Source organism: Streptomyces sp. LZ34, from assembly GCF_053890475.1.
On record NZ_CM132680.1, the window covers coordinates 8864698 to 8887400 of the forward strand.

Annotated in this window: 22 protein-coding genes; 9 read left to right on the forward strand and 13 right to left on the reverse strand. The window is 71.5% G+C overall.

Features of this window, described 5'->3' with window-relative positions:
• Window positions 1–53: 53 nt before the first annotated feature.
• The 3 genes from ACWY4P_RS37615 to ACWY4P_RS37625 are packed head-to-tail and all read right to left on the reverse strand — an operon-like array spanning window position 54 to window position 3534.
• The gene (locus tag ACWY4P_RS37615) at window positions 54–1481 is read right to left on the reverse strand and encodes a class I adenylate-forming enzyme family protein (RefSeq protein WP_456205021.1); all 1428 of its coding nucleotides are present in this window, start codon (window positions 1479–1481) and stop codon (window positions 54–56) included.
• A complete protein-coding gene (locus ACWY4P_RS37620; protein WP_456205022.1) occupies window positions 1481–2692 on the reverse strand; it encodes a 3-dehydroquinate synthase II family protein in 1212 nt (403 codons plus the stop codon). Before ACWY4P_RS37620 ends, ACWY4P_RS37615 begins: the two co-directional genes overlap by 1 nt.
• Window positions 2689–3534, reverse strand: a complete 846-nt coding sequence (locus tag ACWY4P_RS37625) for a 2-amino-3,7-dideoxy-D-threo-hept-6-ulosonate synthase (RefSeq protein WP_456205023.1) — start codon at window positions 3532–3534, stop codon at window positions 2689–2691. The genes ACWY4P_RS37620 and ACWY4P_RS37625 overlap by 4 nt, the downstream gene beginning before the upstream one ends.
• Window positions 3535–4111: 577 nt before the next feature.
• Between ACWY4P_RS37625 and ACWY4P_RS37630 the strand changes: the two genes are divergently transcribed.
• Genes ACWY4P_RS37630 through ACWY4P_RS37640 form a run of 3 tightly spaced genes read left to right on the forward strand, consistent with a single transcriptional unit; the run spans window position 4112 to window position 6715 of the window.
• Window positions 4112–5482, forward strand: a complete 1371-nt coding sequence (locus ACWY4P_RS37630) for an MFS transporter (RefSeq protein ID WP_456205024.1) — start codon at window positions 4112–4114, stop codon at window positions 5480–5482.
• A gap of 16 nt (window positions 5483–5498) precedes the next feature.
• Entirely contained in the window at window positions 5499–5930 is a 432-nt protein-coding gene (locus tag ACWY4P_RS37635) for a RidA family protein (protein WP_456205025.1), read from the forward strand.
• Complete coding sequence (locus ACWY4P_RS37640) at window positions 5927–6715, forward strand: hypothetical protein (protein WP_456205026.1); 789 nt, start codon at window positions 5927–5929, stop codon at window positions 6713–6715. The genes ACWY4P_RS37635 and ACWY4P_RS37640 overlap by 4 nt, the downstream gene beginning before the upstream one ends.
• Window positions 6716–6727: 12 nt before the next feature.
• On the opposite strand, the gene ACWY4P_RS37645 is transcribed toward ACWY4P_RS37640, so the two are convergent.
• Complete coding sequence (locus ACWY4P_RS37645) at window positions 6728–7360, reverse strand: histidine phosphatase family protein (RefSeq protein ID WP_456205027.1); 633 nt, start codon at window positions 7358–7360, stop codon at window positions 6728–6730.
• A gap of 327 nt (window positions 7361–7687) precedes the next feature.
• On the opposite strand from ACWY4P_RS37645, the gene ACWY4P_RS37650 reads away from it, so the two are divergent.
• The 3 genes from ACWY4P_RS37650 to ACWY4P_RS37660 all read left to right on the forward strand — a co-directional run bounded on the left by ACWY4P_RS37650 (window position 7688) and on the right by ACWY4P_RS37660 (window position 10489).
• Window positions 7688–8404, forward strand: a complete 717-nt coding sequence (locus ACWY4P_RS37650; protein WP_456205028.1) for a hypothetical protein — start codon at window positions 7688–7690, stop codon at window positions 8402–8404.
• A 191-nt stretch (window positions 8405–8595) separates the two neighbouring features.
• The gene (locus tag ACWY4P_RS37655; protein ID WP_456205029.1) at window positions 8596–9096 is read left to right on the forward strand and encodes a hypothetical protein; all 501 of its coding nucleotides are present in this window, start codon (window positions 8596–8598) and stop codon (window positions 9094–9096) included.
• A gap of 22 nt (window positions 9097–9118) precedes the next feature.
• Entirely contained in the window at window positions 9119–10489 is a 1371-nt protein-coding gene (locus tag ACWY4P_RS37660) for a hypothetical protein (RefSeq protein ID WP_456205030.1), read from the forward strand.
• Here the strand turns inward: ACWY4P_RS37660 and ACWY4P_RS37665 are convergent.
• The 3 genes from ACWY4P_RS37665 to ACWY4P_RS37675 all read right to left on the reverse strand — a co-directional run bounded on the left by ACWY4P_RS37665 (window position 10486) and on the right by ACWY4P_RS37675 (window position 12651).
• Entirely contained in the window at window positions 10486–11490 is a 1005-nt protein-coding gene (locus ACWY4P_RS37665) for an MASE1 domain-containing protein (RefSeq protein WP_456205031.1), read from the reverse strand. The two genes, ACWY4P_RS37660 and ACWY4P_RS37665, sit on opposite strands and share 4 nt — an antisense overlap.
• Window positions 11490–11669 carry a hypothetical protein gene (locus tag ACWY4P_RS37670; protein WP_456205032.1) on the reverse strand — a complete coding sequence of 60 codons (180 nt, stop codon included), beginning with the start codon at window positions 11667–11669 and terminating at the stop codon, window positions 11490–11492. Before ACWY4P_RS37670 ends, ACWY4P_RS37665 begins: the two co-directional genes overlap by 1 nt.
• A 154-nt stretch (window positions 11670–11823) precedes the next feature.
• Window positions 11824–12651, reverse strand: coding sequence for a PP2C family protein-serine/threonine phosphatase (locus ACWY4P_RS37675; RefSeq protein ID WP_456205033.1), 828 nt, complete (start codon window positions 12649–12651; stop codon window positions 11824–11826).
• 310 nt (window positions 12652–12961) lie between these two features.
• On the opposite strand from ACWY4P_RS37675, the gene ACWY4P_RS37680 reads away from it, so the two are divergent.
• Window positions 12962–13744 (forward strand): alpha/beta fold hydrolase, encoded by a 783-nt coding sequence (locus ACWY4P_RS37680; RefSeq protein WP_456205034.1) that lies wholly within the window; start codon window positions 12962–12964, stop codon window positions 13742–13744.
• Here the strand turns inward: ACWY4P_RS37680 and ACWY4P_RS37685 are convergent, their stop codons facing one another.
• The 6 genes from ACWY4P_RS37685 to ACWY4P_RS37710 all read right to left on the reverse strand — a co-directional run bounded on the left by ACWY4P_RS37685 (window position 13745) and on the right by ACWY4P_RS37710 (window position 20638).
• Entirely contained in the window at window positions 13745–14344 is a 600-nt protein-coding gene (locus ACWY4P_RS37685; protein WP_456205035.1) for a lytic transglycosylase domain-containing protein, read from the reverse strand.
• Between the two features lie 187 nt (window positions 14345–14531).
• Window positions 14532–15185: a DedA family protein gene (locus tag ACWY4P_RS37690; protein WP_456205036.1), complete on the reverse strand. Its 654-nt coding sequence runs from the start codon at window positions 15183–15185 to the stop codon at window positions 14532–14534.
• Window positions 15186–15395: 210 nt separating this feature from the next.
• Window positions 15396–15875 carry a DoxX family protein gene (locus ACWY4P_RS37695; protein ID WP_456205037.1) on the reverse strand — a complete coding sequence of 160 codons (480 nt, stop codon included), beginning with the start codon at window positions 15873–15875 and terminating at the stop codon, window positions 15396–15398.
• Window positions 15876–15917: 42 nt separating this feature from the next.
• Window positions 15918–17888, reverse strand: a complete 1971-nt coding sequence (locus ACWY4P_RS37700; protein WP_456205038.1) for an FAD/NAD(P)-binding protein — start codon at window positions 17886–17888, stop codon at window positions 15918–15920.
• A 130-nt stretch (window positions 17889–18018) separates the two neighbouring features.
• On the reverse strand, window positions 18019–19812 hold the full coding sequence (locus tag ACWY4P_RS37705) for an alkaline phosphatase D family protein (protein WP_456205039.1): 1794 nt from the start codon (window positions 19810–19812) through the stop codon (window positions 18019–18021).
• A 154-nt stretch (window positions 19813–19966) separates the two neighbouring features.
• Window positions 19967–20638 (reverse strand): HNH endonuclease family protein, encoded by a 672-nt coding sequence (locus ACWY4P_RS37710; RefSeq protein ID WP_456205040.1) that lies wholly within the window; start codon window positions 20636–20638, stop codon window positions 19967–19969.
• 395 nt (window positions 20639–21033) lie between these two features.
• On the opposite strand from ACWY4P_RS37710, the gene ACWY4P_RS37715 reads away from it, so the two are divergent.
• Together ACWY4P_RS37715 and ACWY4P_RS37720 are read left to right on the forward strand one after the other, a co-directional pair.
• On the forward strand, window positions 21034–21855 hold the full coding sequence (locus ACWY4P_RS37715; RefSeq protein ID WP_456205041.1) for an ABC transporter permease: 822 nt from the start codon (window positions 21034–21036) through the stop codon (window positions 21853–21855).
• Window positions 21856–22052: 197 nt separating this feature from the next.
• On the forward strand, window positions 22053–22634 hold the full coding sequence (locus ACWY4P_RS37720) for a TMEM165/GDT1 family protein (RefSeq protein ID WP_456205042.1): 582 nt from the start codon (window positions 22053–22055) through the stop codon (window positions 22632–22634).
• Window positions 22635–22703: the final 69 nt, after the last annotated feature.

The window sequence follows — 22703 nt, forward strand, 5'->3', positions numbered from 1 at the left end:
GTGTGAACGGCTCCGACCGGGCGAGGCAGGCCGGGGCAGGGCCGGGGCAGGGGCTAAGCGCCGACCGTCGCGGCCGCCTGGAGCGTGGCCGCCTGGCGCACCAGCTTCCCGTTGGCCGTGCGAGGCAGGGTCTCCAGCAGCCGGATCACCCGCGGCAGCTTGTAGTCGGCCAGCCGCTCCCGGCACCAGCGCAGCAGTTCCTCGGCGGACGGGCGCTCGTCCCCGGCGGTCACCGCGACATACGCCTCGGTCACGCCCTCGTGGACCAGGACCGCCCCTTCGACCCCCGGGTGCCGGCGGAGCACGTTCTCGACCTCGGTGAGATCCACCTTGAGGCCGCCGACCACGACGAGGGAGTCGGCGCGGCCGTGCACCCGGACCGCCCCGGTGGCGTCCACCGTGGCCCGGTCCCGGGTGCGCAGCCAGCCGTCCGCGTACTGTGTGCCGCCCGAGTCGAAGAGATACGGCGACTCCTCCAGCGCGACGTCCAGTTCGCCCTCGCGCACCCGCACCAGCACGCCCGGTGCGGTCCGGCCGACCGACGGCCGGAGCGCACCGCTGACGTCCATCGCGACCACGCCGCTCTCCGTGGTCCCGTACGACTCGCCGACCGGTACGCCGTACCGCCGCGCGAACCCCGCCGCGACCTCCGGGGGCATCATCTCGCCGCCCGACACCGCGACCCGCAGCTCGGGCAGGTCGGGGGGATCGATGGCGGCGGTGAGCAGTTCGTAGTGCATCGGCACCCCGAACAGGGCGGTGATCCGGTGGTCCACCGCGGTGCGCAGGATGTCGCGGGCCGAGACCCGGGGCGCGAAGACCACGGAGACGCCGGCCGCCAGCGAGTGCAGCAGCCCGCCGATCAGGCCGAAGCTGTGCGCCGTCGAACTGAGCAGCAGCACCCGGTCGCCCTCGCCCGGCATGCCGGGGATCGCGGCGAACCGCTCCACCTCGGCGGCGAGCGACCGCGCGGTCCGGCCGATCACCTTCGGCCGCCCGGTGGAGCCCGAGCTGAACTGGACCAGCCGATGCGCGGTGGCGGCCGGCCGGCCGGCCGCGCGGTACTCGGTGACGATCTCGTACTCGGGCCGGAAGCCGAACGTCCCCTGGACGTTGGAACCGGCCCGGACCATGAACTGCGGCCGGCAGGAGGCGCAGAGCGCTTCCACCTCGGCCGGTTTGAGCCGGAAGTCGAAGAGCATCACCTGGGCGCCGAGCCGCCACAGCGTGAGCAGCACCTCGGCCTGGGTGAAGCTGGGCGGGGTCCGCAGGCCCACGGTGCTGCCCGGGCCGATGCCGTATCCGGCGAACACCTCGGCCTGCCTGGCCACCTGCTCGCGCAACGCCCCCCGGCTGACGGTGACCTGTTTGTGCGTCAGATAGGGCAGGGCGTCGTCCCGGCCGTCGAACAGCCTCTGGACCACGGGGCCCATTCCGCTGTCCGCCGGGTCGCCGGATAAGCCCTCTCGCTCGTCGGTCATCAGGTCTCCTTGCAGAACTCGCCGATCGGCAGACCCACATGGCGCTGGTCCGTGGCCAGATAGCCGAGCAGCTCGTCACCGGTCTGCAGGTCGGTGACGTTGAGGACCTTCCCGCCCGGGCCGAGCACCCGTACGTGCCAGTCGTCCTGCACGGTCAGGCTGACCGCCTGCCCGTCCTCGGCGTGGGCGCGGATCTCCAGCAGCGGCCGGGACTCCAGCTTGGCGCGGCCGACCACGACCCGCCGGGTGCGGCCGTCGGCGCCGACCGCCAGCAGGGCGCTGCCGGAGCCCACCTCGCTCAGGTAGCTGGTGCGGTTGTCGGGCCCGAGCGTGTACGAGTGCAGGGCACCGGCGTTGACCCGGAACGGCCGGGTCGGCATGTACGGCAGCGGGTGGGTCTCGCTACAGCACAGGATGAACCCGGAGGAGTACGAGCCGACGAGGATTCCCTCGTCCTCCTCGAAGTGCGAGCAGGTGTCCACGCAGACCCGGTCGCCGAGCCCGACGTGCCGGATGCTCTCCACGGTCAGCGTGCCCAGCGTCAGCTGGGGCGTGGTGGCCTCAAGCAGCCGTGCCAGCGCGAACACCTCGTCGGCGCCGCGGGGCGCGTACAGGATGCCGTCCGAGCCGCGCTCCAGCACGTCGAAGACGATGGCCGCCTCTTCCAGGTCGGCGACGACGGTCACCAGTTTGCCTTCGGCGGACTCGGCCGCGGCGAGCACGATCTCCAGCGGGATCTTGGTCGGGTCGGCGAAGTGGATGACGGTGTACGGCAGCGCCATGGCGCCCGCGCACGACAGCCGCAGGGTGCGGTCGTCCCGTACGTCGATGAAGCCGGCGGCGGGCGGGCCACCCGCGGCTCGGTTGTCCGCGGCGAACGCGTCCAGTTCGCCCTGGGTGGTGAACTTCCGCAGCAGAACGTCGATTCCGGCGCCGGCCGGGGGCTCGGCGCCGGCCGCGGACTTCGGCTTCTTCGGATCCTCTTTCGGGCCCTCTTTCGGGCGCTCCTTCTCGCCGGGCTTCTTGGAGGTGGCCGCGGCCGTGGCCGGACCGCCGGGGATCAGCACCCGGGTGATGGTCGGGGGCAGCGTCCCGAGCAGCTCGGCATCGGTGGCCACCACCCCGGCCATCCGGGTGTGGATGGCCGCGTCCACCACCGCCTGGAGCTGTGGCCGGGGGACTTCACGGAGATCGATCCATGCGAACCTCATGCGATACCTGCCACGATCGTCGGGTACTGAGCCATGTCATCGGTCATTCCGTCGGGGCGCGTCGCCCGCTGTGCGCCGTCGCCGCTGCCGCCGTGGACGACCTCGGAGAGCCGGGACACCAGCGAGGCGGGGGAGGGGGCCGAGAAGACCCGGCGGCCGATGGCCAGCCCTCGACAGCCGGCGGCCATGACGGCCGTGCCGTACTCGATGAGGTCGGAGCCGTCCGGCGGGCCTCCGGCCGCCAGGACGGGGATGGGGCTGTGGGCCACCACCTCGGCCATCCGGTCGAGTGGCAGGGCGACCGAGGTCTTCACCATGTCGGCACCCAGGTCCGCGGCGACGTTGACCAGATGCGCGAGGAGACCGGGGTCGTGCGGGTTCTCGATCCGGGGGCCCCGCGGGTAGACCATCGCGATCAGCGGCATGGCCCACGCGTCGCAGGAGCGGGCCACCGCCCCCAGATCGGCGAGCTGCTGGGCCTCGGTGTCCGAGCCGATGTTCACATGGACGCTGACCGCGTCCGCGCCGAGCCGCAAGGCCTCCTCGACATCCCCGACCAGCACCTTCGCGTTGACATCGGCGGAGCAGGCGGTGCTGGCGCTCAGGTGCACCACCAGTGCGCAGTTCTTGAGGACGTCCGGCGCGAAGGCGCGGGCACGTCCCTTGTGGACGATGATCCCGTCGGCCCCGCCCGCCACCAGCGCTCGCACCAGATCGTCCCACTGGCCGCCCGGGACGATCGGGCCGTCCGACACGCTGTGGTCGAGTGGCACGAGCAGGTGTTTGTTGTCCCCCGCCAACGACAAACGTCTTAGTCGAAATAACTTGCCAGTTCTCAGCATGGGTAATGCGCCTTCCAAGCCCGGAGGCCGCATGGCAAGGTCTGGCAGCGGCTTCTAGTGAAAATCCTGGAAAAGTGGAACTGCGGCATCCCGTTGGGATCCATGTCTGAAAAAGAGCGGTCATGAAACTTTCAAGTTCCGGCCCGGCCTCAGCATTCACCGTGTGATCGCCTGTTGGCAAGGTGTGACCGCTTGGAAATTTTTACACAGTGCTTCGCATAACTATAAGGCGCTGGCTGGCTGGTTGGGGCGCTGGGCGTCGATCGCGCCGGGTGGTTATGCAGTGCGGAGGGCGGTGGCGCCGTGGTGCGGCATGGTGTGCTCTGTGTCCAATGTGGAGATCTGTCCCACCCGTTGCCGCATCGGATGCTTTATGGCTGTTGAGATGTGTAAAGAGGCGCTTATTCTTCTCCGGCGCCCCGCGATCACGCCCGGTTAAAGCGGGCGAGGCGGCTTCCTTGTCGAAATCGAATTTCCGGGCTTAGAGTGACAGGCGCTCCGATTCGTGTTGCATGCGAGGCCGTCCCCCTGTGGCCCCGGACCGTTCGGCTCCGGGCATACCGGAAGTGAACCCGCCATGCCCGATTCCCCATACCGCACCGCGCCCAAGGCCATTGGCCCCAGACCGGCCACCGCGCCACCGCCGGACGCGAAGGGCGGCGCGCCGCGGATCGCCGCCGCGAGCCTGATCGGCACCACGATCGAGTACTACGACTTCGCCGTGTACGGCACCGCCTCCGCGCTCGTCCTCGGGCCCGCCTTCTTCCCCTCCGACAACCCCGCCGCCTCCTCCATGGCCGCGTTCCTCACCTTCGCCGCGGCCTTCCTGACCCGCCCTCTCGGCGTCGTCCTGTTCGGGACGATCGGTGACCGGCTGGGCCGCCGACGGGCCCTGGTCGCCTCCCTCATGCTCATGGGTGTGGCGACGGTGGGCGTCGGACTGCTGCCCACCTACGACAGCGCGGGACTCCTCGCCCCCGTCCTGCTGGTGACGCTCCGTCTGCTGCAAGGCGTGAGCATGGGCGGCGAGTGGGGCGGGGCGGTGCTGCTGGCCGCGGAGCACGCGCCGCCCGGGCGCCGCGCGCTGTACGCGTCCATCCCCCAGGCCGGGCCCTCGCTCGGCTTCCTGCTCTCCAGCGCCGTCATCCTGCCCACCCGCTCCCTCGCGGGCCACGACGGCTTCACGAGCGGCGCGTGGCGGATCCCGTTCCTGCTCAGCGGCGTTCTGGTGGTGATCGGCCTGTGGGTGCGTACGACGGTTGCCGAGTCACCCGTGTTCAGCTCCGCGGCGCACCGTACGGCACCGGCGACAGCACCGGCACCGGCGCCGGGGTCCCGCTTTCCGCTCGGTGTGCTTCTCGCCCGGTATCCCGGTCCGCTGCTCCTCGGCATCGGCGCGGCGATCGGCGGCTCGGCCGTCTACTACCTGACGATCGTCTACAGCCTCTCGTACGGGCCGAAGGAGCTCCACATCCCCCAGAACACGATGCTGACCGCCGCGAGCATCGGCGCGGCGGCCGGCATCGCCATCACCCTCCCGGCCGCCAGGCTGGCCGACCGGATCGGCCGCCGCCCGGTGATGCTGACCGGAGCCGTCGGGTGCGTTCTGTGGGCCGTGCCCATGTACGCCTCCCTGAACTCGCGCGACGCCGTGGTGATCACCGGCGCCTACACGGTCGGACTCCTGCTGCTCGCGCTGATGTTCTCCCCGGTGGCGGCCTTTCTCCCCGAACTGTTCCCCGCCCGGCTGCGCTACACCGGCGCCTCCGCGGCCTTCATCCTCGCCAACACCCTCGGCGGCGGCTTCGCCCCGTCCATCGCCAGCTGGCTGAACAGCCAGTGGGAGTCGCCGCTCGTGCTCGGCTTCTACACCGGCGGGCTCTGTCTGGTGAGCCTGCTGTGCCTGCTGGCCCTGCCTGAGACCCGCGACCGGGAGTTCGACACCTGACCGTCTGCTGGTGGTCATGGAGAATGCCCGAATGATCAAAGGCATCCATACAGACCAAGCCCCGTTCGTGCGCTTCTCCGACGGTACCGAGCCGCCCCTGTCCCAGGCCATCGTGGCCGGTGGCCTGGTCTTCACCTCCGGCCAGGGGCCACTCGACCCCGCCACGAACGAGATACCGGCCGACTTCGCCGCCCAGGTGCGGCAGGTGCTGCACAACCTCGTCGCGGTGTTCGAGGCGGCGGGCAGCGGTAAGGACCGCATCATCAAGTGCACGTGCTATCTGAGCCACCGGAACGACTTTCCGGCGTTCAATCAGGTGTACCGGGAGTTCTTCGCGGACCGTTCGCCGCTGCCCGCCAGGACCACGGTGGTGACGCAACTCGTGCGTGAGGGCGTGCTCGTCGAGATCGACGCGGTCGCGGAAGTCCGCGGAGCGGCAGAGCGGTGAGCGACATCGAACGGTTTTACCCGACCGTCATCGTGGGGCTGCACGGCGTCTTCCACAAGCACCCCTGGATCGATCGGCTCCGCGCCGAACAGGACCTCGACGAGGACGTCTTCAGCCTCGCGGTGAAACAGTCCGAGGCGTACGGGTGGACCACCACGGGCGTCGGTGACCTCGAGGGCGCGCGGTGGGGACACAACGACGCGGGCGAGGACTGGACGGAGGACGGCCGGATACGTCAGATCGCCTGGCTCCAGATCGCCGCCGAGAACGTGCGCGGGCAGCGGCTGCCGGTCCTGCCGGCGGCGACGGTCCTCGGTGACGCCCTGCGCCGCATGGGCACCTTCCGCCTGACCGGTCTGCACACGCTGGCGCCGCTCCACCTCGCCCCGGACAGCCTGGTCCATCTGGCCCAGGCGGCGGACTGGTTCGCCCTGGACGACCCGGACGCGGCCGTGGAGTTCACGGTGACGGTCTCGGCGAGGGAGGCGGCGGCATCGGCCGTGCGGCGCCATGACGTACGGGCCCTGGCGCTGGAGCGGGCCTTCGGCCGCCTCACGGTCGAGGCCGTACCGCCGGGCCCGGACACCCAGGAGGGGCTGGCGCCGCCGGTCGCGGGGGAGGTCCAGACGGAGGGGATGCGGCAGGTGCTGGCTCTGCGCTGCGGCGCGCGCTCCTGGTCCCTGGACACGGCCGTCTGGGCCACCGAGATCGTCATCGACGCGCTCCGGGCGGCGGGAGCGACCCAGCCGGTCCTCATCGCGGTCTCGGGCCCCACCGAGGGCTGACCACCGGCCGTCTCACCCCCGCAGCTCGGGCGGGAAGCCGGTCCAGCGCAGGTCGGCGGGCAGGTGGGACATGTCGTTGTAGAAGAGGACGGAGGAGAGGCGGCCGGGGGCGTAGCGGATGACCGTTAGGGCCGCGTTGGCGTGGTTGAGGCCGAGCCAGCGCCAGCCGGGGGCGTCTTGTGCGGCGCGGACGAGCCAGCCGATGAGGAAGTTGTGGGTGACGAGCAGCTCGTGGCGGGGCTCGTCGCCGGGCACCGGGCCGGTGAAGAGGGCCAGGGCCTGGCGGGCGAGGGCCGGGCCGCGGTCGCGCTCTTCCGGGGGGAACCGGTCGATGAAGGCGAGGAGGGAATCGGCGGCGTCCGCGGGGAGTTCGCGTCGGTCGGGCACGTACGGGAGGTAGTCTCCGGCCGGTTCGGACGGGTGGAGGGGGACTTCGGGGAGCTGGGTGAGCTGCTCGGCGATCAGGCGGGCGGTCTGGGCGGCGCGGGGGAGCGGGCTGTGGTGGATGGCGGAGACGGGGTGGTCGCGCAGCCGCTCACCGAGCAGTACGGCCTGGCGGCGGCCGTTGGCCGTCAGCCCGGTCTCGTCGGGTGTGGCCTCGCCGTGGCGGGTCAGATAGAGGTAGCGGGCGGCCGTCGTGGGCATGTACGGGTTCCTTTACGGGTTCCTGCCGAGGTGCGAGCGCGACGTTGTGGGTGGGGGGCATCCAGAGGGACGTCCCCGGCTCGGTCGGGGTTGCGGGATCCGGGCTCCGTCTTGCCGCGGGTGCGACGGGCCGGCCGCTGAACTCCTGGTGACATTCCGGCCCGATGAGTTCAGGAGAAGTTCAGCGAATATCCGGCGCCGCACTTTTGCCTGCGCATATGCCGGTCGCCGGAGCGGTTTCACTCGGTAATGTCCCGTTCTTCCTCGTCCACGGAACCGGAGGAAGATCATCCAGCTCGACTAGTCTGCGGTGGCCGAGCTGGTGGAGTGACGGGGGAAGCGCGATGGGCGGTCTCAGCGAAGAAGCTGCTGGACGGCGTGGATTCCGGCTTGCCCGCGGACAAGGGTGACCCGGCGTGGGCGGTGAGAGACCCGGGGGCGGGTGACCGCTGGAACTTGTTCGAGGCGAAAAGCAAAGTGGCGATGGACAAAATCAACGGCCTGAGCCACGCGGGCCGGAATCTGGAGCACTACCTCTCGAACACGGGAACCCCCCTTGATCTGGACGTCGACAGCATGCTGCGCGACGACGACCCCATGTACGAAGATATCGAGTGGGCCATCGTCGACCATCAGGAGAAGTGGGCGGAACAGGCGCGTAAGGAGCTGGAGGAGTCGGGGGCGTCGACCGTCACCATTCCGGTGGAAACCAAGGGCCAAAACTATATGCACGCCGACCCCGGCTGGTACGAGGCCGTCGGCAGCGCAAAGTTCATCGTATCCGGCGTGATGACGGCGAAGCTCAACGAATACGGGAAGCCCGACTATTACCTGGACTACCAGGTGAACGTCTGGGACCGGTACAGCTGGAACGAGAGCAAGAACAACTGGCCGATGGACGTCTCCGACCCGGACATGGCCAAGCTGCAGGAGGCGGGGCTGGCGGAGGACTTCAACATGCGCGGCAGCAGTTCGGTGACGCACTACGACTACCGACAGCCAGGGCCGGATGGCGTTTACGACAGTCCGGGGCCGAAGGTCTAGGACCCGGCCCGGGCCCGCGGCCCCCGGCCCAGGCCCAGGTCCCGGCCGCGACGCCTGCCGGGCAGCAGCCGGAGAGATGTCATCCGCTTCGGCTACCATGCGTTTTGATCTGCGATTTGGTGCGGTGCGGCCAGGGGAGGGACGGCCGCGGCTCCGGGGCGCGGGTGTCCTCTAGGGGAGGTAACGGGGAAATGTCATTCGACAGCGAGTGGTCTCAGCTCAAGGCGGACGCGGCCGGGCGGCAGAGCGCCCATACGCGGCTCAACCAGTCTGCCGCGGACGGCGGGGGCGGCGGGGGCGGCGCGGACACGAAGAGCGGGGCCCCCGATCTGGTCGTGCACCAGGATGACCTGGGCGCCGTGGGACATGAGGCCTTCGTCCTGCACGGGGGGCTGCAGAAGGTGGCCGACATCGCCGGGGCGGGGGCGAACAAGGAGGGCGTGGGGTCGTCCATGCAGGCGGCCAAGGCGCTGAGCGACCACAACTTCGCCATGGGCGAGGCGCTGAGCACGACGGTCTCCGTCTGGAGTTCCCAGGTGAAGACCGTGCTTCAGATGTGCGCCCATATCTCCAACCACCTGGACTACTCGAAGAAGCGGCACGCGGATGACGACGTGCTGATCGCGGCATCCCTGCGGAACCGGGACGGCTCGGCCGTGAGCGTTTCCGAGATATCCAAGCTCGTGAAGTGACGGAAAGCTGCGGGGGAAGACAATGGGGGCTCTCACCTACGCGGATCTCGTCGGCGTCGATCTGGGGAAGCTCGGCACCGCGGTCACGGACTGGAAATGCGCCGTCGACGGTTTGAAGAGGCTGATGAGCGATGCGCGTTCGGGCCTGCTGAAGAAGTCGGACGGCGCGCGGTGGGCCGGGCTCAACGCCACCGTCACGCGTGAATTCGTCGGCAAGACCGCGAAAGAGTTCGCGGACCTGCACAAGGAAGCCAGCAGCATCTGGAGCGTCCTCGACGACGCGCATTCCCAGCTGACCGAGATCCAGTCCAGCGTCAAGTCGACCGTCGCACAGGCGCAGGACGACGGGCTCAGGCTCTCCGACAACTTCGACGGCACCGTGCGTTTCTTCTACCCCCATACGCCAGGGGACGACGGGACGCGGACACAAGCGCAGCTGGACACCCAGCAGGAGTACGCCAACCACGTCAACCGGAAGCTCGCCCGGGCCGCCGAGATCGACGGCGTCGTGAAGTCCGCGCTGGCCAAGAGCCACGGCGGGGACGCCTATGACGCGGGCCACTCCCAGTACCACTCGCTGGCCGAGGTCCGGGCCGACCGGGCCACGGAGATCGCCTCGCTGGGCAAGGACGCGAACGCCAAGCAGCGCGCCGAGCTGCGCGGGATCTGGGACGGCCTCAGCCCGGAACTCCGCGCCCGGGTGTGGCAGGAGAACAAGGACGGTCTGATGGCGGCCGGGGTCATGTCCCCGCAGTACAAGTGGAAGCCGGCGGATGTGGGATCCGGGAAGTTTCACTCGCGCGATCCCGGCATCAAGGACTATTTGTTCCAGCTCGAGGCGGGGGCCATGGTGGAGGGCGGTGACCTGGTGGGCTACGACGAGGGGGCCCGGGAGTTGGCCCACTACCTCGCAGGGTCCGGAAAGCCGCTGGATCTGGACATCAACCGGATGTGGGACGAGGACCCCGACGGGTTCCGCAAGGCCGCCACGGAAAACCTCACCAAGCACGAGGACGAGTGGCGGAAAGAGGCCCTGAAGGAGTTCGAGAAGTCGGGCGGCCGGCCGGTGTCCATTCCGGTGGAGACGAAGGCCGAGGGATACAAGCACAGCGACCGTGACTGGTATCTGGCCGTCGGGCACGGAATGGTCAACCATTCGGGCGTGGTGACGGTGGAGCCGGACGCGCACGGCAAGCCCAAGGTGTCCCTCGACTATCAGGTGAACGTCTGGGACCGGTTCAACTGGGACGACAACACGTCCTTCGACATCGGGGGTGTCACGGTCACCGGCGAGCAGATGCAAAATCTCCACCAGACCGGCCTCGCCCAGGAATACAACATGAACGGCAGCAGCGCGGTCCGGCATCGCGACCTGAGCCAGGCGCGCAGCTAGCGCTCGTTCGGCGGCTGCTCGCCCCGGCGCGGCGGCCACTGCCGTAGCGCCTCGCCCGGCGCCAGCCGGACCACCACCTCGGCGAGCTGGGTGCAGACCAGCTCGATCTGCTGGCGGGTGCGGTTCCGCTCCGTGATGATCGCCGACAGCAGCAGCGCGGTCAGTGCGGTGGAGCCGTTGAACGCCTGGAGGGTGACCATCTGCGCCAGCAGCGTATGCCCCGCGAACGGGCCGACCCCCTCCGCCGTCGCCTGGATCGCGAGGACCGACACGATGAGCGAGCACGGCGCGGCCCCCGCCAGCTGGAAGCGCAGCGCCGCCCAGATCAGGAAGGGGAAGACCAGGAAGAGCAGGCTGCCGACGGAGCGTGTGGCGACCAGCGTGATGGCCGCGGTGCCCAGGAGCAGCAGCCCCGCCTCGACCCATCGGTAGGGGTGGACGCCGCGCGGCAGCCGGGCCCTGCGCACCACCAGGAGCAGCGGTGTGACCACCAGGACGCCCATCGCGTCCCCCGTCCACCACACCGACCAGGTCGGCCAGAAGGCGTCGGTCGGGAGCGCCCCCTGGAGAACGAGCACACCGGTGCCCACCGTGGAGCTGATCAGCATGCCGGCCAGCGCGCCGAGAAACACCAGCGACAGCGCGTCCCGCAGCCGGTTCAGCTCCGTATGGAACCCCATGCGCCGCAGCAGCAGGTACGAGTACACCGGGGACAGGGTGTTGCCCGCCACGATCGCGGCGACCGCGGGGACCGTCGGGCCGATCGGCGCGTTGACCAAGAGGGCGCCCAGCGCGATGCCAGGCCAGGTGCGCAGGCCGAGGAGGAGCAGACAGGCCAGGGCGATGCCGGTGGGCGGCCAGAGCGGGGTGACCTGTCCGCGCACCAGCTCCTGTAGCAGCCCGATCCGGGCCCCGGCGTAGTAGGCCGCCGTGACGGCGACGATCCGCAGGCCCGTGGCACCGTATCGCCGGATCCAGTCATCGCCTGCCACAGCGGCCATCAGACAACGTCGTCGCAGCTCGGTGCGGGTGACACGCAGAGCCGCGGCGCGGCGTCCGCCGCACGGAGGAACCGGGGCGCGGGGTGCGGCGAGGGCACCGGGAGCGCGGGCGGCGCGGAGGGCGGGGGGATCACGGGGATGATGGTGGCCTTGACGGGCATGGCGGTCAAGTCGGCCATGGCGGGCATTGCGGGTATGGCGTTGGTGCTGGTATTGCGATGCCCCTGGTCCGGTGTTGCCGGACGGGTGCGGCGGTTTCGGGGTACGGCGGCTGCGGGGTACGGCGGTTCGGGGTGCGGCGGTTCGGGGTGCGGCGGTTTCGGGGTGCGGCGCTCAGGGCCGTACGCCGTCGTGGCGGAGCACGAGCACGGCCGCGTCGTCGCAGTGGCCGGTCCGGTCGGCGACCTTGCTCACCCGCGCGGCCAGCTCCTCCGCGTCCGTGTCATAGCCCGCGCCGACCAGCCGCGTCACCTCCGCCAGCCCCTCGTCGATCGGGTAGGACGGCCCTTCCACCACCCCGTCCGTGATCAGGACGAACGCTCCCGCCCGCGTCAGCAGCCGCCGGGTCACCGGATAGGTCTCGCCGCTTTGGATCCCCAGCGGCAGGCCCCCGGGGTCCCAGACGACCTCGGCCGGGCAGTCGGCCGAGGCCCGTATCGCCGGGACGTGGCCCGCGCGGGAGCAGGCCAGCTCGGCCGCGACCGGGTCGAAGCGGACGAAGGAGCAGGTGGTGAACAGATCGCTGCCCATCGAGATGAGCAGCTCGTTGACCCCGCACAGCACCTCGCCCGGGTCGCAGGTGGCGGTGGCGACGGCGCGCAGCCCCATGCGGACCTGGCCCATGAAGGCCGCCGCCTCCACGTCATGGCCCTGGACGTCGCCGATGGCGAAGCCGATCGAGGCGGTGCCGGGCAGCGGGAAGGCGTCGTACCAGTCGCCGCCGACGTCCAGCCCGTCCCGCGAGGGCGTGTAGCGGGCCGCGGCCCGCAGGCCGGGGAGCGCCGGCAGTCGGGCGGGCAGCATCTGGCGCTGGAGGGCCACGGCCAGCTCCACCCGCGCCTGCTGCAGCTTGATCCGCTCGAGGATCTGAGCGGTCAGCCGCCCCAGGGAACGCAGCGCCTCTTCGGTGCTCTCGTGCGGGGTGGTGCGGCGGCGGTTCATCGGTGCTCCGAGGGGTACCTCCCGGCGGCGGCCGGGGGAGCTCTGACCCGCGTCTTATGTTACGCGCGGTCACGGCCGAAGGGGTCGCGAGCGGGCCTGGGAGGGTTCCGCGGCCATCGCTGACCGCGCCGACGTCGGCACCGTACGTGAGCGAGGCGGGCGCGCCCCGCCCCCGCTGCCTGTCAGGTCACGGTCAGGCCGCGCTACGCATATGCGCAGCGGCCTTGCCGAGGGCGCCGGTTGACGCCACCGTTGTCCGGCAACGGGCACGCGCGCCGCGCGCCCGTCTTCGACTGGGACCGGAGGTGCCATGGGACCGATCGTTCCACCCCTCGTTCCACCGTTCGAGCTCGTCGGCGAAGGGCCGCACCGGGTCATGGCCATACACGGCTGGTTCTCGGACCGCGCCGCGTTCGCGGCCATGCTGCCGCACATCGACCGTCGGGCCTTCACCTACGCACTCCCCGATCTGCGCGGCTACGGGGAGGCGCGGGACATCCCCGGCGAGTACACCACCGGCGAGGCGGGCCGCGATCTGCTGGCGCTCGCCGACCACCTCGGCTGGCAGCGGTTCTCGCTCCTCGGGCACTCGATGGGCGGCGCCGTCGTGCAGCGCGTCGTGGCCGCCGCCCCCGACCGGGTCGGGAGGCTGGTCGGGGTCGCCCCCGTCCCCGCGAGCGGGATGCCGATGGAAGGTGAGCAGTGGGAGCTGTTCACCTCCGCCGCCGAGCGCCCCGAGAGCCGGCGGGCGATCATCGACTACACCACCGGCGGCCGCCACCCCGCCGCCTGGCTCGACCTGATGGTCCGGCACTCGCTGGAACACAGCGACGCCAAGGCGTTCCGGGCCTGGCTGGACTCCTGGGCCCTGGAGGACTTCCACGAGGACGTCGTGGGGTCCCGGGTGCCGGTCCGGGTGGTGGTCGGGGCGCACGACCCGGCGCTGACGGCGGAGCTGATGCGGCAGACCTGGCTGCGCTGGTATCCGCGTGCCGAACTCGTCGAGCTGTCCTGTGCCGGGCACTACCCCGCCGACGAGACACCGCTCGAACTCGTACGCGCCGTCGAGGACTTCATCGCGGCGGAGGCGTGATCACGGGCCAGCGGCAGCGGCTTCGGTGGACGGGTGCGCCGCCGCGTACTTCGCCTCGCTCTCGCGGTACTGGGGGAGCAGCGTGGTCAGGATGCGGTCCACGTACTCACGGGTCTCGGTGATCCTCGGGATCCCGCGGGCCTTGAGGACCGCGGTCGGTCCGGCGTTGTACGCGGCCAGCGCCAGCTTGGTCGGGTTGCCGGGCAGGGATTTCACCACGCCGTACAGATGGCACATATAGCGAGCCTGCGAGGGGATGGCGTCCTTGGGCTCCCAGACGTCGGCCTTACCGTCGCCGTCCCCGTCGCGGCCCCACTCGGCCCAGGTCTGCGGGGTGAACTGCGAGATGCCCTGCGCATGTCCGGAATCCGCGTCCGGCCGCCAGCCGCTCTCCGCGTGGATCTGCGCGGCCAGCAGCTCCACGCTCACCTTGGGGCAGGTGCGGGCGGCTGCCTCGACCACCGGGCGCTCGGCCGTGGGGATGGCCGGAAGCTCGGGCTCCGACGGGGCGGTGAAGTGCCGTACGACGAGGATCGCGGCGGCGAGCACCAGGGCGGTGCCGACCAGGGCGGCGACGGTACGGCTCCGGCGGGTCACCATGCGGGCGCCGGGCGGGTGGGGATACGCATGAGGGGACGGTAACGGGATTTCCGGGCCGGATCCGGAATCCGCACGCTTTATGAGCAGGTCTGCGTAACAAGGTCTGCGTGACAACGTCTGCGCGGCAAGGTCTGCACGGCCGGGTCCGCCGCCGGCGTCGGGTGGCGTCGGCTGACCTCGGCTCTGCCTACGGCTGTCCGGCTCCGCCCACCGCCGACTGTGCCGGCCGCCGCATCACATACGCCGCGCCCGCGCCGGCCGCGAAGAGCGCGAGCACCGAGACCGCCGTGCCCAGCCAGGTGGCGCCGAGCCACTGGCCGCCGACGTAACCCAGGCTCACGCTGTAGGCGGCCCAGGCCAGTCCGGCCACCGCCGACCAGGGCAGGAACTCCTTGACCCGGCGGTGCGCCGCGCCCGCGCCGAGACTGACGACCGATCGTCCGGCGGGCGCGAAGCGGGCTATGACGACCAGCGTGCCGCCGCCCTGGACCAGCGCCGTGCCCAACTTCTCCTGGGCGGAGGTGAGTCGGCGGGAGCGGGAGATGGCGCGGTCGAGGCGGTCGCTGCCGCGCCAGGCCAGCCGGTAGGCGACCATGTCGCCGAGGACGGAGGCGGTGGCGGCGCACAGCATGAGGGCGAACATCTGAGAGAAGTCGGCGGCGCCCGCCTGGACGCGCACCACGCCCACCGCGTCCACGGTGGTCCCGGCGGCCGCGGTGGCCGCCGTGATGACGAGGACACCACTGGGCAGAACGGGAAGGAACACGTCAAGGAGAACGGACATGCCGATAACCGCGTAAATCCATGGGGTGTTGGTCAGCGACCCCAAATGTTCCAACAACGTTTCTCCCGATCCGATTCCCCCCGGCCGCGGCGTCGCTGGGGAGCGACGGAAGCGGCCTTCACAGCCATACAGCGTACGCCTGTGACGGGCGAGGATAACGGCTAAGAAGTGTTGATGTTGTTCGAATCACGTCACGCGGGGGTTGCCTCCCCGGTGACGAATGGGAGGTACCCCCGCATAACGTGATACGCGGCTTTGGGCAGATGCTCAGGCGGCGGTCGGCTGACGGTGTGTCTCAGGGGTCGTGACCGTCTGGCGCGCCGAGCCGAGGAAGCGGTCGAGGGCCCAGGGGCCGGGGCCGGTGAAGACGATGAGCAGGAACGCCCAGCAGAACATCGCGGCCGCCTCGCCGCCGTTCTGGATGGGCCACAGCTTCTCGGGCTGGTGCTCGTGGAAGTACGCGTACGCCATCGAGCCGGAGGAGATGAACGCCGCGCTGCGGGTGCCCAGGCCGAGCAGCACCAGGCCGCCGCCGACGAGCTGGATCACGGCCGCGTACCAGCCGGGCCAGGTGCCGGCGTCGACGGTCTTGCCGGTGCCCATGATGCCGCCGAACCAGCCCAGCAGGGAGGAGGCTCCGTGGCAGAAGAAGAGCAGGCCGACGACGATGCGGAAGAGTGACAGGACGTACGGTCTCGTGCTGTCCAGGCGGTCGGCGAGACCTTGGGGGGTGGCGGACGGGGACATGGGGACTGCTCCTTGTTCCGGGGACGGGAAACAACGGGAGAGTCAGGTTAGGTTTCCCTCACCTTTTGTTGCAAGTTCAAGTTCCGCCAACTCTGACCCCGCCGCGCGCAGCGCCGCACGGGCCACCGCGTCGGCGTCGCACAAGGTCACCGAGTTGACCCCGGGCCGCGCGCCCGCCGCCGTCACCCAGTGCACGCCCTCCGTCGGCACCCCGATCGCAAACCGCCGTGGGTGGGGCCGCCCCTCGGCGTCCACCAGGCGATATGGGCTCGGGGTGACGTCCAGACCGCCCGTCTCGTAGCCCTCCACCCGGTGCGGACGGCACGCTCCGGCGCGCAGCAGATGGGCCAGCAGCGCGTCCGCCGTCCGCCGCAGATCGGGCTCCGGCAGCCGCGCCTCGATGAGCGTCGTCGTCACCACCACAGGGCCCGGAACCCGGGCCGAGCGCGCCCCGAAACCGGGGGTTCCGCCCGGCTCCGCGGCGGCCACGTCGATCACCTCCAGATGCGGACCGAGGACCTCGAGCACCCCCGCCTCGATCAGCGCGGCCATCTCTTCGATGCGGCGGCGCGGCGGGCCGATCGACAAAAAGGCGTTGAGCGGGGTGTACCAGCGGTCGAGATGGGACCGGCGCGAGCGCCCCGACAGACCGCCGTGGTCGACGATTTGCCGCAGCTCATTGCGCAGATCACGAAGTACGTCGAGGGCCGCCTTGACGGGGCCCGACACGTTCCCGAGCCGGGCGTGGGCCACGTCCTCGCGCGCGTACGCCAACAGCCACCGCCGGAAGTCCTCCCGCCCGGCGAAGTCCCGGCCCCGGTGCGGGTGGGCCACCGAATCCCAGCACCACCGGTCGTCCGGTGCGACGCCGAAATCGTCCAGCACCGCCGCCTCTTCCGCCCCGCCGTGCTCGGTGGCCAGAAAGCGCCCCTTGAAGCTCGTAGAGCCCGTAGATCCCTGCTGCCCCGGCAGACTCTGCTGGCTCGATTCACCCGAGTGCCCCTGCCGGTCCGGCCGGTCCAGCAGCGCCTCGTAGTAGACCGTCTCGGCCTCCTTGGCGATCAGCGGCCAGACCTCGGTCAGGAAGTCCGGCGGATCGCCGGATTCCGCTCGCTTGCGGAAGTGGTCGATCACCGCGGGCGTCAACAGCAGCGGATGGTGCCGCCCGTGGGCCCCCTTCGCGTTGTCGCCCCGCGCCTGGTAGGGAATGCCGCGCCGGGAGCCCGCGTACAGCCGCGGCTCGCGGCCCGAGGGGAGATAGACCAGCGTGCCGCCGTCGCCCGGCGCGAAGCCGCCGCCGCGGCCGACCGTCAGCAGCGCCATGTGGTCGAAGAAGTTGAGGCCGAGGCCGCGCAGCAGCACCGGCTCGCCGGGCGCGATGGGCGACAGGTCGACGTCGGCCGGGTTGGCGGGCGGGTAGTAGCGCAGCCCGTGGCGCTCGGCGTGGGCGGCGAACCGTTCCTCCGCCGCGTCGGCCACCGTCGGCAGATGGCCCTGGGCGAGCACGACCGCCCGCAGCCCGTCGAGCCGGCTGCCGTCCTCCAGGGTCAGCACCTGCTCGCCGCCCGGGCGTTCCTCGAGCCGTACGGCGCGCGCCGCGTGCACCCGGACGGTCACCGTGTCCGGCGCGCCCCGCACCACCTCCCCGAACACCCACTCCAGATAGCGGCCGTACAGCGCGCGGCTGGGGTAGTCGTCCGGGCCCAGGGCGGGGGCGAGCCCGCGGGCGGCGACCCACTCGTGCAGGCTCGGCCCGGTGCGGACCGGCCCCTCGCACTCGACGCTGGCGTCGGTGAAGAGGGTCACCTGTGAGGCCACGGTGTTCATCAGCAACTCGCCCGGCTGGGCCGTACGCCACACCCGGCCGGCGCCGGGCGGGGACGGATCCACCATGTGGACGGTGAGCCGCGCGCCGGGCGCCAGCTCCGGGGCCGAGGCGCACAGCCGCTCGAGCACGCTGGTGCCGCGGGGGCCGGCACCGACGACGGCTATGGCGTGGGGGTCTCCGGCCAAGATTGTGTCTCCCGGGGCAGATGTGACTCAGGGTTCGCCCATCATGCCGCTCGGCTCCCGGGAATCGCGGCGAGGTATGGAACTCCGGCCTCTGTTGTGGGAGGGATCACGCCGGGGTGGTGTGTCGGGGTCAGGGCTTGGGGCAGTGCTCGGACCAGTCTGCCTCCAGGGCCGTGACCAACCGCGCCCCGCCGCCCGACGGATCGCGCCTGGCCTGGTCGAGCCGCAGCCGCGCGGCGCGCCCGCGCAGCGTCAGCGTCATCAGCTGGTTGCCGAACCACGGACCGCCCGTCTTGCGCCAGCCGAGGCGGCTCGGGGTGACCCGTCCGTGCCGGGCGAAGGCGCGGCCGAGCCGGCGGCCCGCCCGGCTCCAGCCGAAGCGGAAACCGAGCCGGATCGAGGCGTAGGTGCGGTTGTGCACGGGCGAACACGTCAGCTGCCGCACCTGGCTGTCCGGCGGCTGCGGCCACTGCGACCAGTCGGGCTCGGCGACATACGCGTGGTGCACATCGCCGGACAGCACGCTGATCGTGGCCGGCGCCGCGGGCCCGCCGCCGACCTTCGCGATCAGCTCGGTCAGCGCGTCGAAGGACGCGGGGAAGGCGGCCCAGTGCTCCAAGTCGCCGCGCTGGCGCAGGTTCTCCGCGAGGCGCGCCCAGCGCGGGCCGCGCTTGCCGCGGCACACCGCGGCGTTCCAGGCCTCCACGTCATGGACGAAGTGCGGCAGCAGCCAGGGCAGCGAGGTGCCGATCAGGAGGTGGTCGTACGGCCCGGCGCGGCCGCTCGTGGCGTAGCTGTCCGTGCCCTCCAGCGCCTGCTCGCGCAGCCACGCCAGCTCGGGCTCGGCGAGCATCGCCCGCGCGCCCTCCTCCAGCACGCGCGCGGCCCGGGTGTCGACCATCAGCAGCCGCACCCGCCCGAAGTCGCGGCGGTAGCTCCAGCGGGTGTACGTGGGGTCGGCGTCGGCGCGGGCGGCGAACTCCCGCAGCAGGTCCGTGCCGTCCGGCGCGGCCCGCACCGCCGCGTACAGCGGATCGGCGGCCAGCTCGGCGGGGGAGAGGTTGCCCAGGTGCTGATGGACCCAGTACGACATCAGACCGCTGAGGATCCGCTCCCGCCACCACGGGGTGGCGCGGATCTCCCGCAGCCACGCCTCGCTGGTGTTCCAGTCGTCGATGACGTCATGGTCGTCGAAGATCATGCAGCTGGGGACGGTGGAGAGCAGCCAGCGCACCTCGGGGTCCAGCCAGGACTCGTAGTAGAGCCGGGTGTACTCCTCGTAGTCGGCGACCTGCTGCCACGGGGGCTGTGTCACATCGCGCCGCTCGGCGAGCCAGCGGCGGGTCTCCTCGGAGGTCTCGTCCGCGTAGACCTGGTCGCCCAGCAGGACGAGCACGTCGGGGCGCTCGGCCCCGGGCGTGTGGGCGAGGGTGTGCGCCAGGGTGTCCAGGGCGTCGGGGCCCATCGGGTCGGCCGAGGCGTCGGCGGGCGGCGCCGCCCACCGGCAGGAGCCGAAGGCGACACGCACGGCGGCGGGGGCGTCGGGGTCGGCGGGGTCAGCGAGGCTGGGTGGGTCGGCGGGGTTGGTGCCGGGGTTGGTGCCGGGGTCGGTGGAGGGCTCGGCGGAGGGCCGCGCGGGGGTACGGATCGTGGAATCCGGGAAGCGGGAGTCGGCCGGCGGCCACGCCTGCTCGCCGTCCAGCAGCACGCGGTAGGCCGTCTCGCCGCCCGGACGCAGCCCGGTGACCGGGACCAGGGCGTAGTGGTGCCCGGCGATCGACCAGGTGCGGGCCGTGCCGCCCGCGCCGTCGGCGCACCGCACCTCGGCCTCGCAAGGCCGGTCGGCCTCGATCCAGACCGTCGCGCTGGTGCCCGTCTCCCAGTCGACATGGCGCAGCAGCGGTCCCAGGCGCAACCCGGCCATCCGGCCCTCCTCCGTCGCTTCGTGGCGTCGAGGCGTCTTTGTGGCGCCCAAGGCGCCACAGCATCGAGGCGTTACGGTACGGAACGACGAAGGAGGGCGCGGTGGTTCCGGGGCGGAGCCTTCGGCACCCGTTCGAGCTGTCCGGGGCGGGGCCTCAGCAGCCGTTCAGGAGGGAGCTGAGGGCGCTCTTCTCGGCGGAGTCGACCGACAGGTCGTAGTAGTACTTCACCTGCACCCAGGCGCGGGCGTAGGTGCAGCGGTACGAGGTGACCGACGGCAGCCACTCGGCCGGGTCCTTGTCGCCCTTCGCCTGGTTCACGTTGTCCGTGACGGCGATCAGCTGCGGGCGGGTCAGGTCGTTGGCGAACGACTGGCGGCGGGAGGTGGTCCACTCGCTCGCGCCGGAGTCCCAGGCCTCGGCGAGCGGGACGAGGTGGTCGATGTCCAGGTCGGAGGCGGCGGTCCAGGTGGCGTTGTCGTAGACGGAGCGCCAGGTGCCGCTGACGGCGGCGCAGCTGGAGTCCTGCTGGACGTTGGTGCCGTCACGCTTGAGGACGACCTCGCGGGTGTTGCAGGCGCCGCTCTGGGTGATCCAGTGCGGGAAGAGGTCACGGTCGTAGCCCGTGCGGTCCTCCGTCGCCACGGTCAGCGAGGCGAGGTAGGTGCGGGCGGTGGCGGCGCTGACGGGGGTGGGCAGTGCCGCCTGGGCGGCCGGGCCGTTGAACAGGCCCGCCAGGGCCATCAGACCGGTGGCCGCGGCCAGTACGCTCAGCCGTCGACGCGCGTAGAAGCCGCGCCGGGCGAAGGCGTTGCGTATTCGGGACATGCGAACTCCCTTGGAGTGGGGGACGATTCGGCCCGGTGAGAGCCGGGTAACGCGGGGGTAATGCTGTCGCCGGAACGTTTCTCTTCGGAGTGCGACAGGTAACAGATTGGCGACATGGACACGTCATGTCAACGCGGGTGAGCCGAAGGGGCGCGCCGCCCGCGCCGGAGGCGCTGATGTGCGCTGTGAAAGGGAGAGCGCGCGCAGGCCGCGAGGTACGAGTGGCCGAGCACGGTCGACCGTCGACAGGGGCTGTAGCGCCCCGGAGGCGAACCGAGCCGCCAAAAAAAGGGGGTTCGGGCCCGGTAATTCCCTCGCGCCCGGCAAAGGCGGGCGGATGCGCGACCCTCGGTGGCGGCGGCCTCCTGTGCGGCGCGGGCGTCCTAATGTGAAGCGTGTACGCCCTCGCCGCCCGCACGGCCGCCTCCGCCACCCTGCTCCCGGTCGACCCCACCCTCGGCGTGGTCCTCGGGGCCCTGCTCCTGGCCGCCGTGACCGTCGCCGCCCGGGCCCACCTCGCCGACCGCGGCGACCGCGGCTACGCCCGCGCCATCGCCGTCGCGGGGCTGCGCGCGGCGGTCCAGCTGGCCGCCGTCTCGTACCTCATCGGCTGGGTGGTGCGTGCCCTGCCGGCGCTGCTGGGCTTCGTCGCGGTGATGTTCGCCGTCGCCGTACGCACCGCGGGCCGCCGCATCACCGACAATCACACCTGGTGGTGGGCGGCGCTCCCGATCGGCGCCGGGGTGGCGCCCGTGGTCGCCGTCCTGCTGCTGACCGGGCTGGTCCCGCTCAAGGGCGTCGCCCTGATCCCGATCACCGGCATCCTCATCGGCGGCGCCCTCACCGCGACCGTCCTCGGCGGCCGGCGCGCGCTGGACGAGCTCACCGCCCGCCACGGCGAGGTGGAGGCGGGCCTGGCGCTCGGGCTGCCCGACCGGGACGCGCGGCTGGAGATCGCCCGCCCGGTGGCCTCGGACGCGCTGGTGCCGGGGCTCGACCAGACCCGGACTGTGGGCCTTGTCACCCTCCCCGGCGCGTTCGTCGGCATGCTGCTGGGCGGCGCCTCGCCCGTGATGGCGGGCGCGGTGCAGCTGTTCGTGCTGGTCGCGCTGATGGCGGTGCAGGCGGTGGCGGTCTCGGTGGTCCTGGAGCTGGTCGCACGGGGGCGGCTGCACCGGGCGCGTCGCGTATCCTTGCCGACAGCAGAAGGGGAGTAGCTCTTCGCCGGACCGTCGACATACTGCCCGCCCCTCGTGGTGCGGGCCGGCGCCCGGAGCGTACGGCACCCGTCCCAGTGGGGTGGTGCGTACGCCAGCGAGACCTTCGGCCGCAGTGTCCGACGCTGCCGTGCCGAAGCGATCCCTCCCCCAGGGCCCCTCTCGGCGCGGCCCGAGCCCCTTGAGGTAACCAGCCCGTGTTCAGTCTCACCGTCGCCGCCGTCGTCTTCGGCGTCGTCTTCCTGGCCGAACTGCCCGACAAGACCGCCCTCGCCGGGCTGATGCTCGGCACCCGCTACCGCGCCTCGTACGTCTTCGTGGGAGTCGCCGCCGCCTTCGCGGTCCACGTCGCCCTCGCGATCGCGGCGGGCAGCGTGCTCGGGCTGCTGCCGCACCGCCTCGTCCAGGCGATCGTCGGCGTGCTCTTCCTCGGCGGCGCGGCGATCCTGCTCCTGAAGAAGGACGACGGGGACGAAGAGATCCGCAAGCCCGCCGACCAGAGCTTCTGGAAGGTCTCAGGGGCGGGGTTCATGCTCATCCTGGTCGCGGAGTTCGGCGACCTGACCCAGATCATGACGGCCAACCTGGCCGCCCGCTACGACGACCCGCTGTCGGTCGGCGTCGGCGCGGTGCTCGCCCTGTGGGCGGTCGCGGGGCTCGGCATCCTGGGCGGCCGCACGCTGATGCGGTACGTGCCGCTGCGGCTGATCACGAAGGTGGCGGCGCTGGTGATGCTGGCGCTGGCGGGATTCAGCCTGTACGAGGCGGTGGCGGGCTGACGGACGTGACGTCGGCCCGGGCGTGCGTCCGGGCCGGAGTCGTGACCGGCTGAGTCGGCAGGTTCGGGG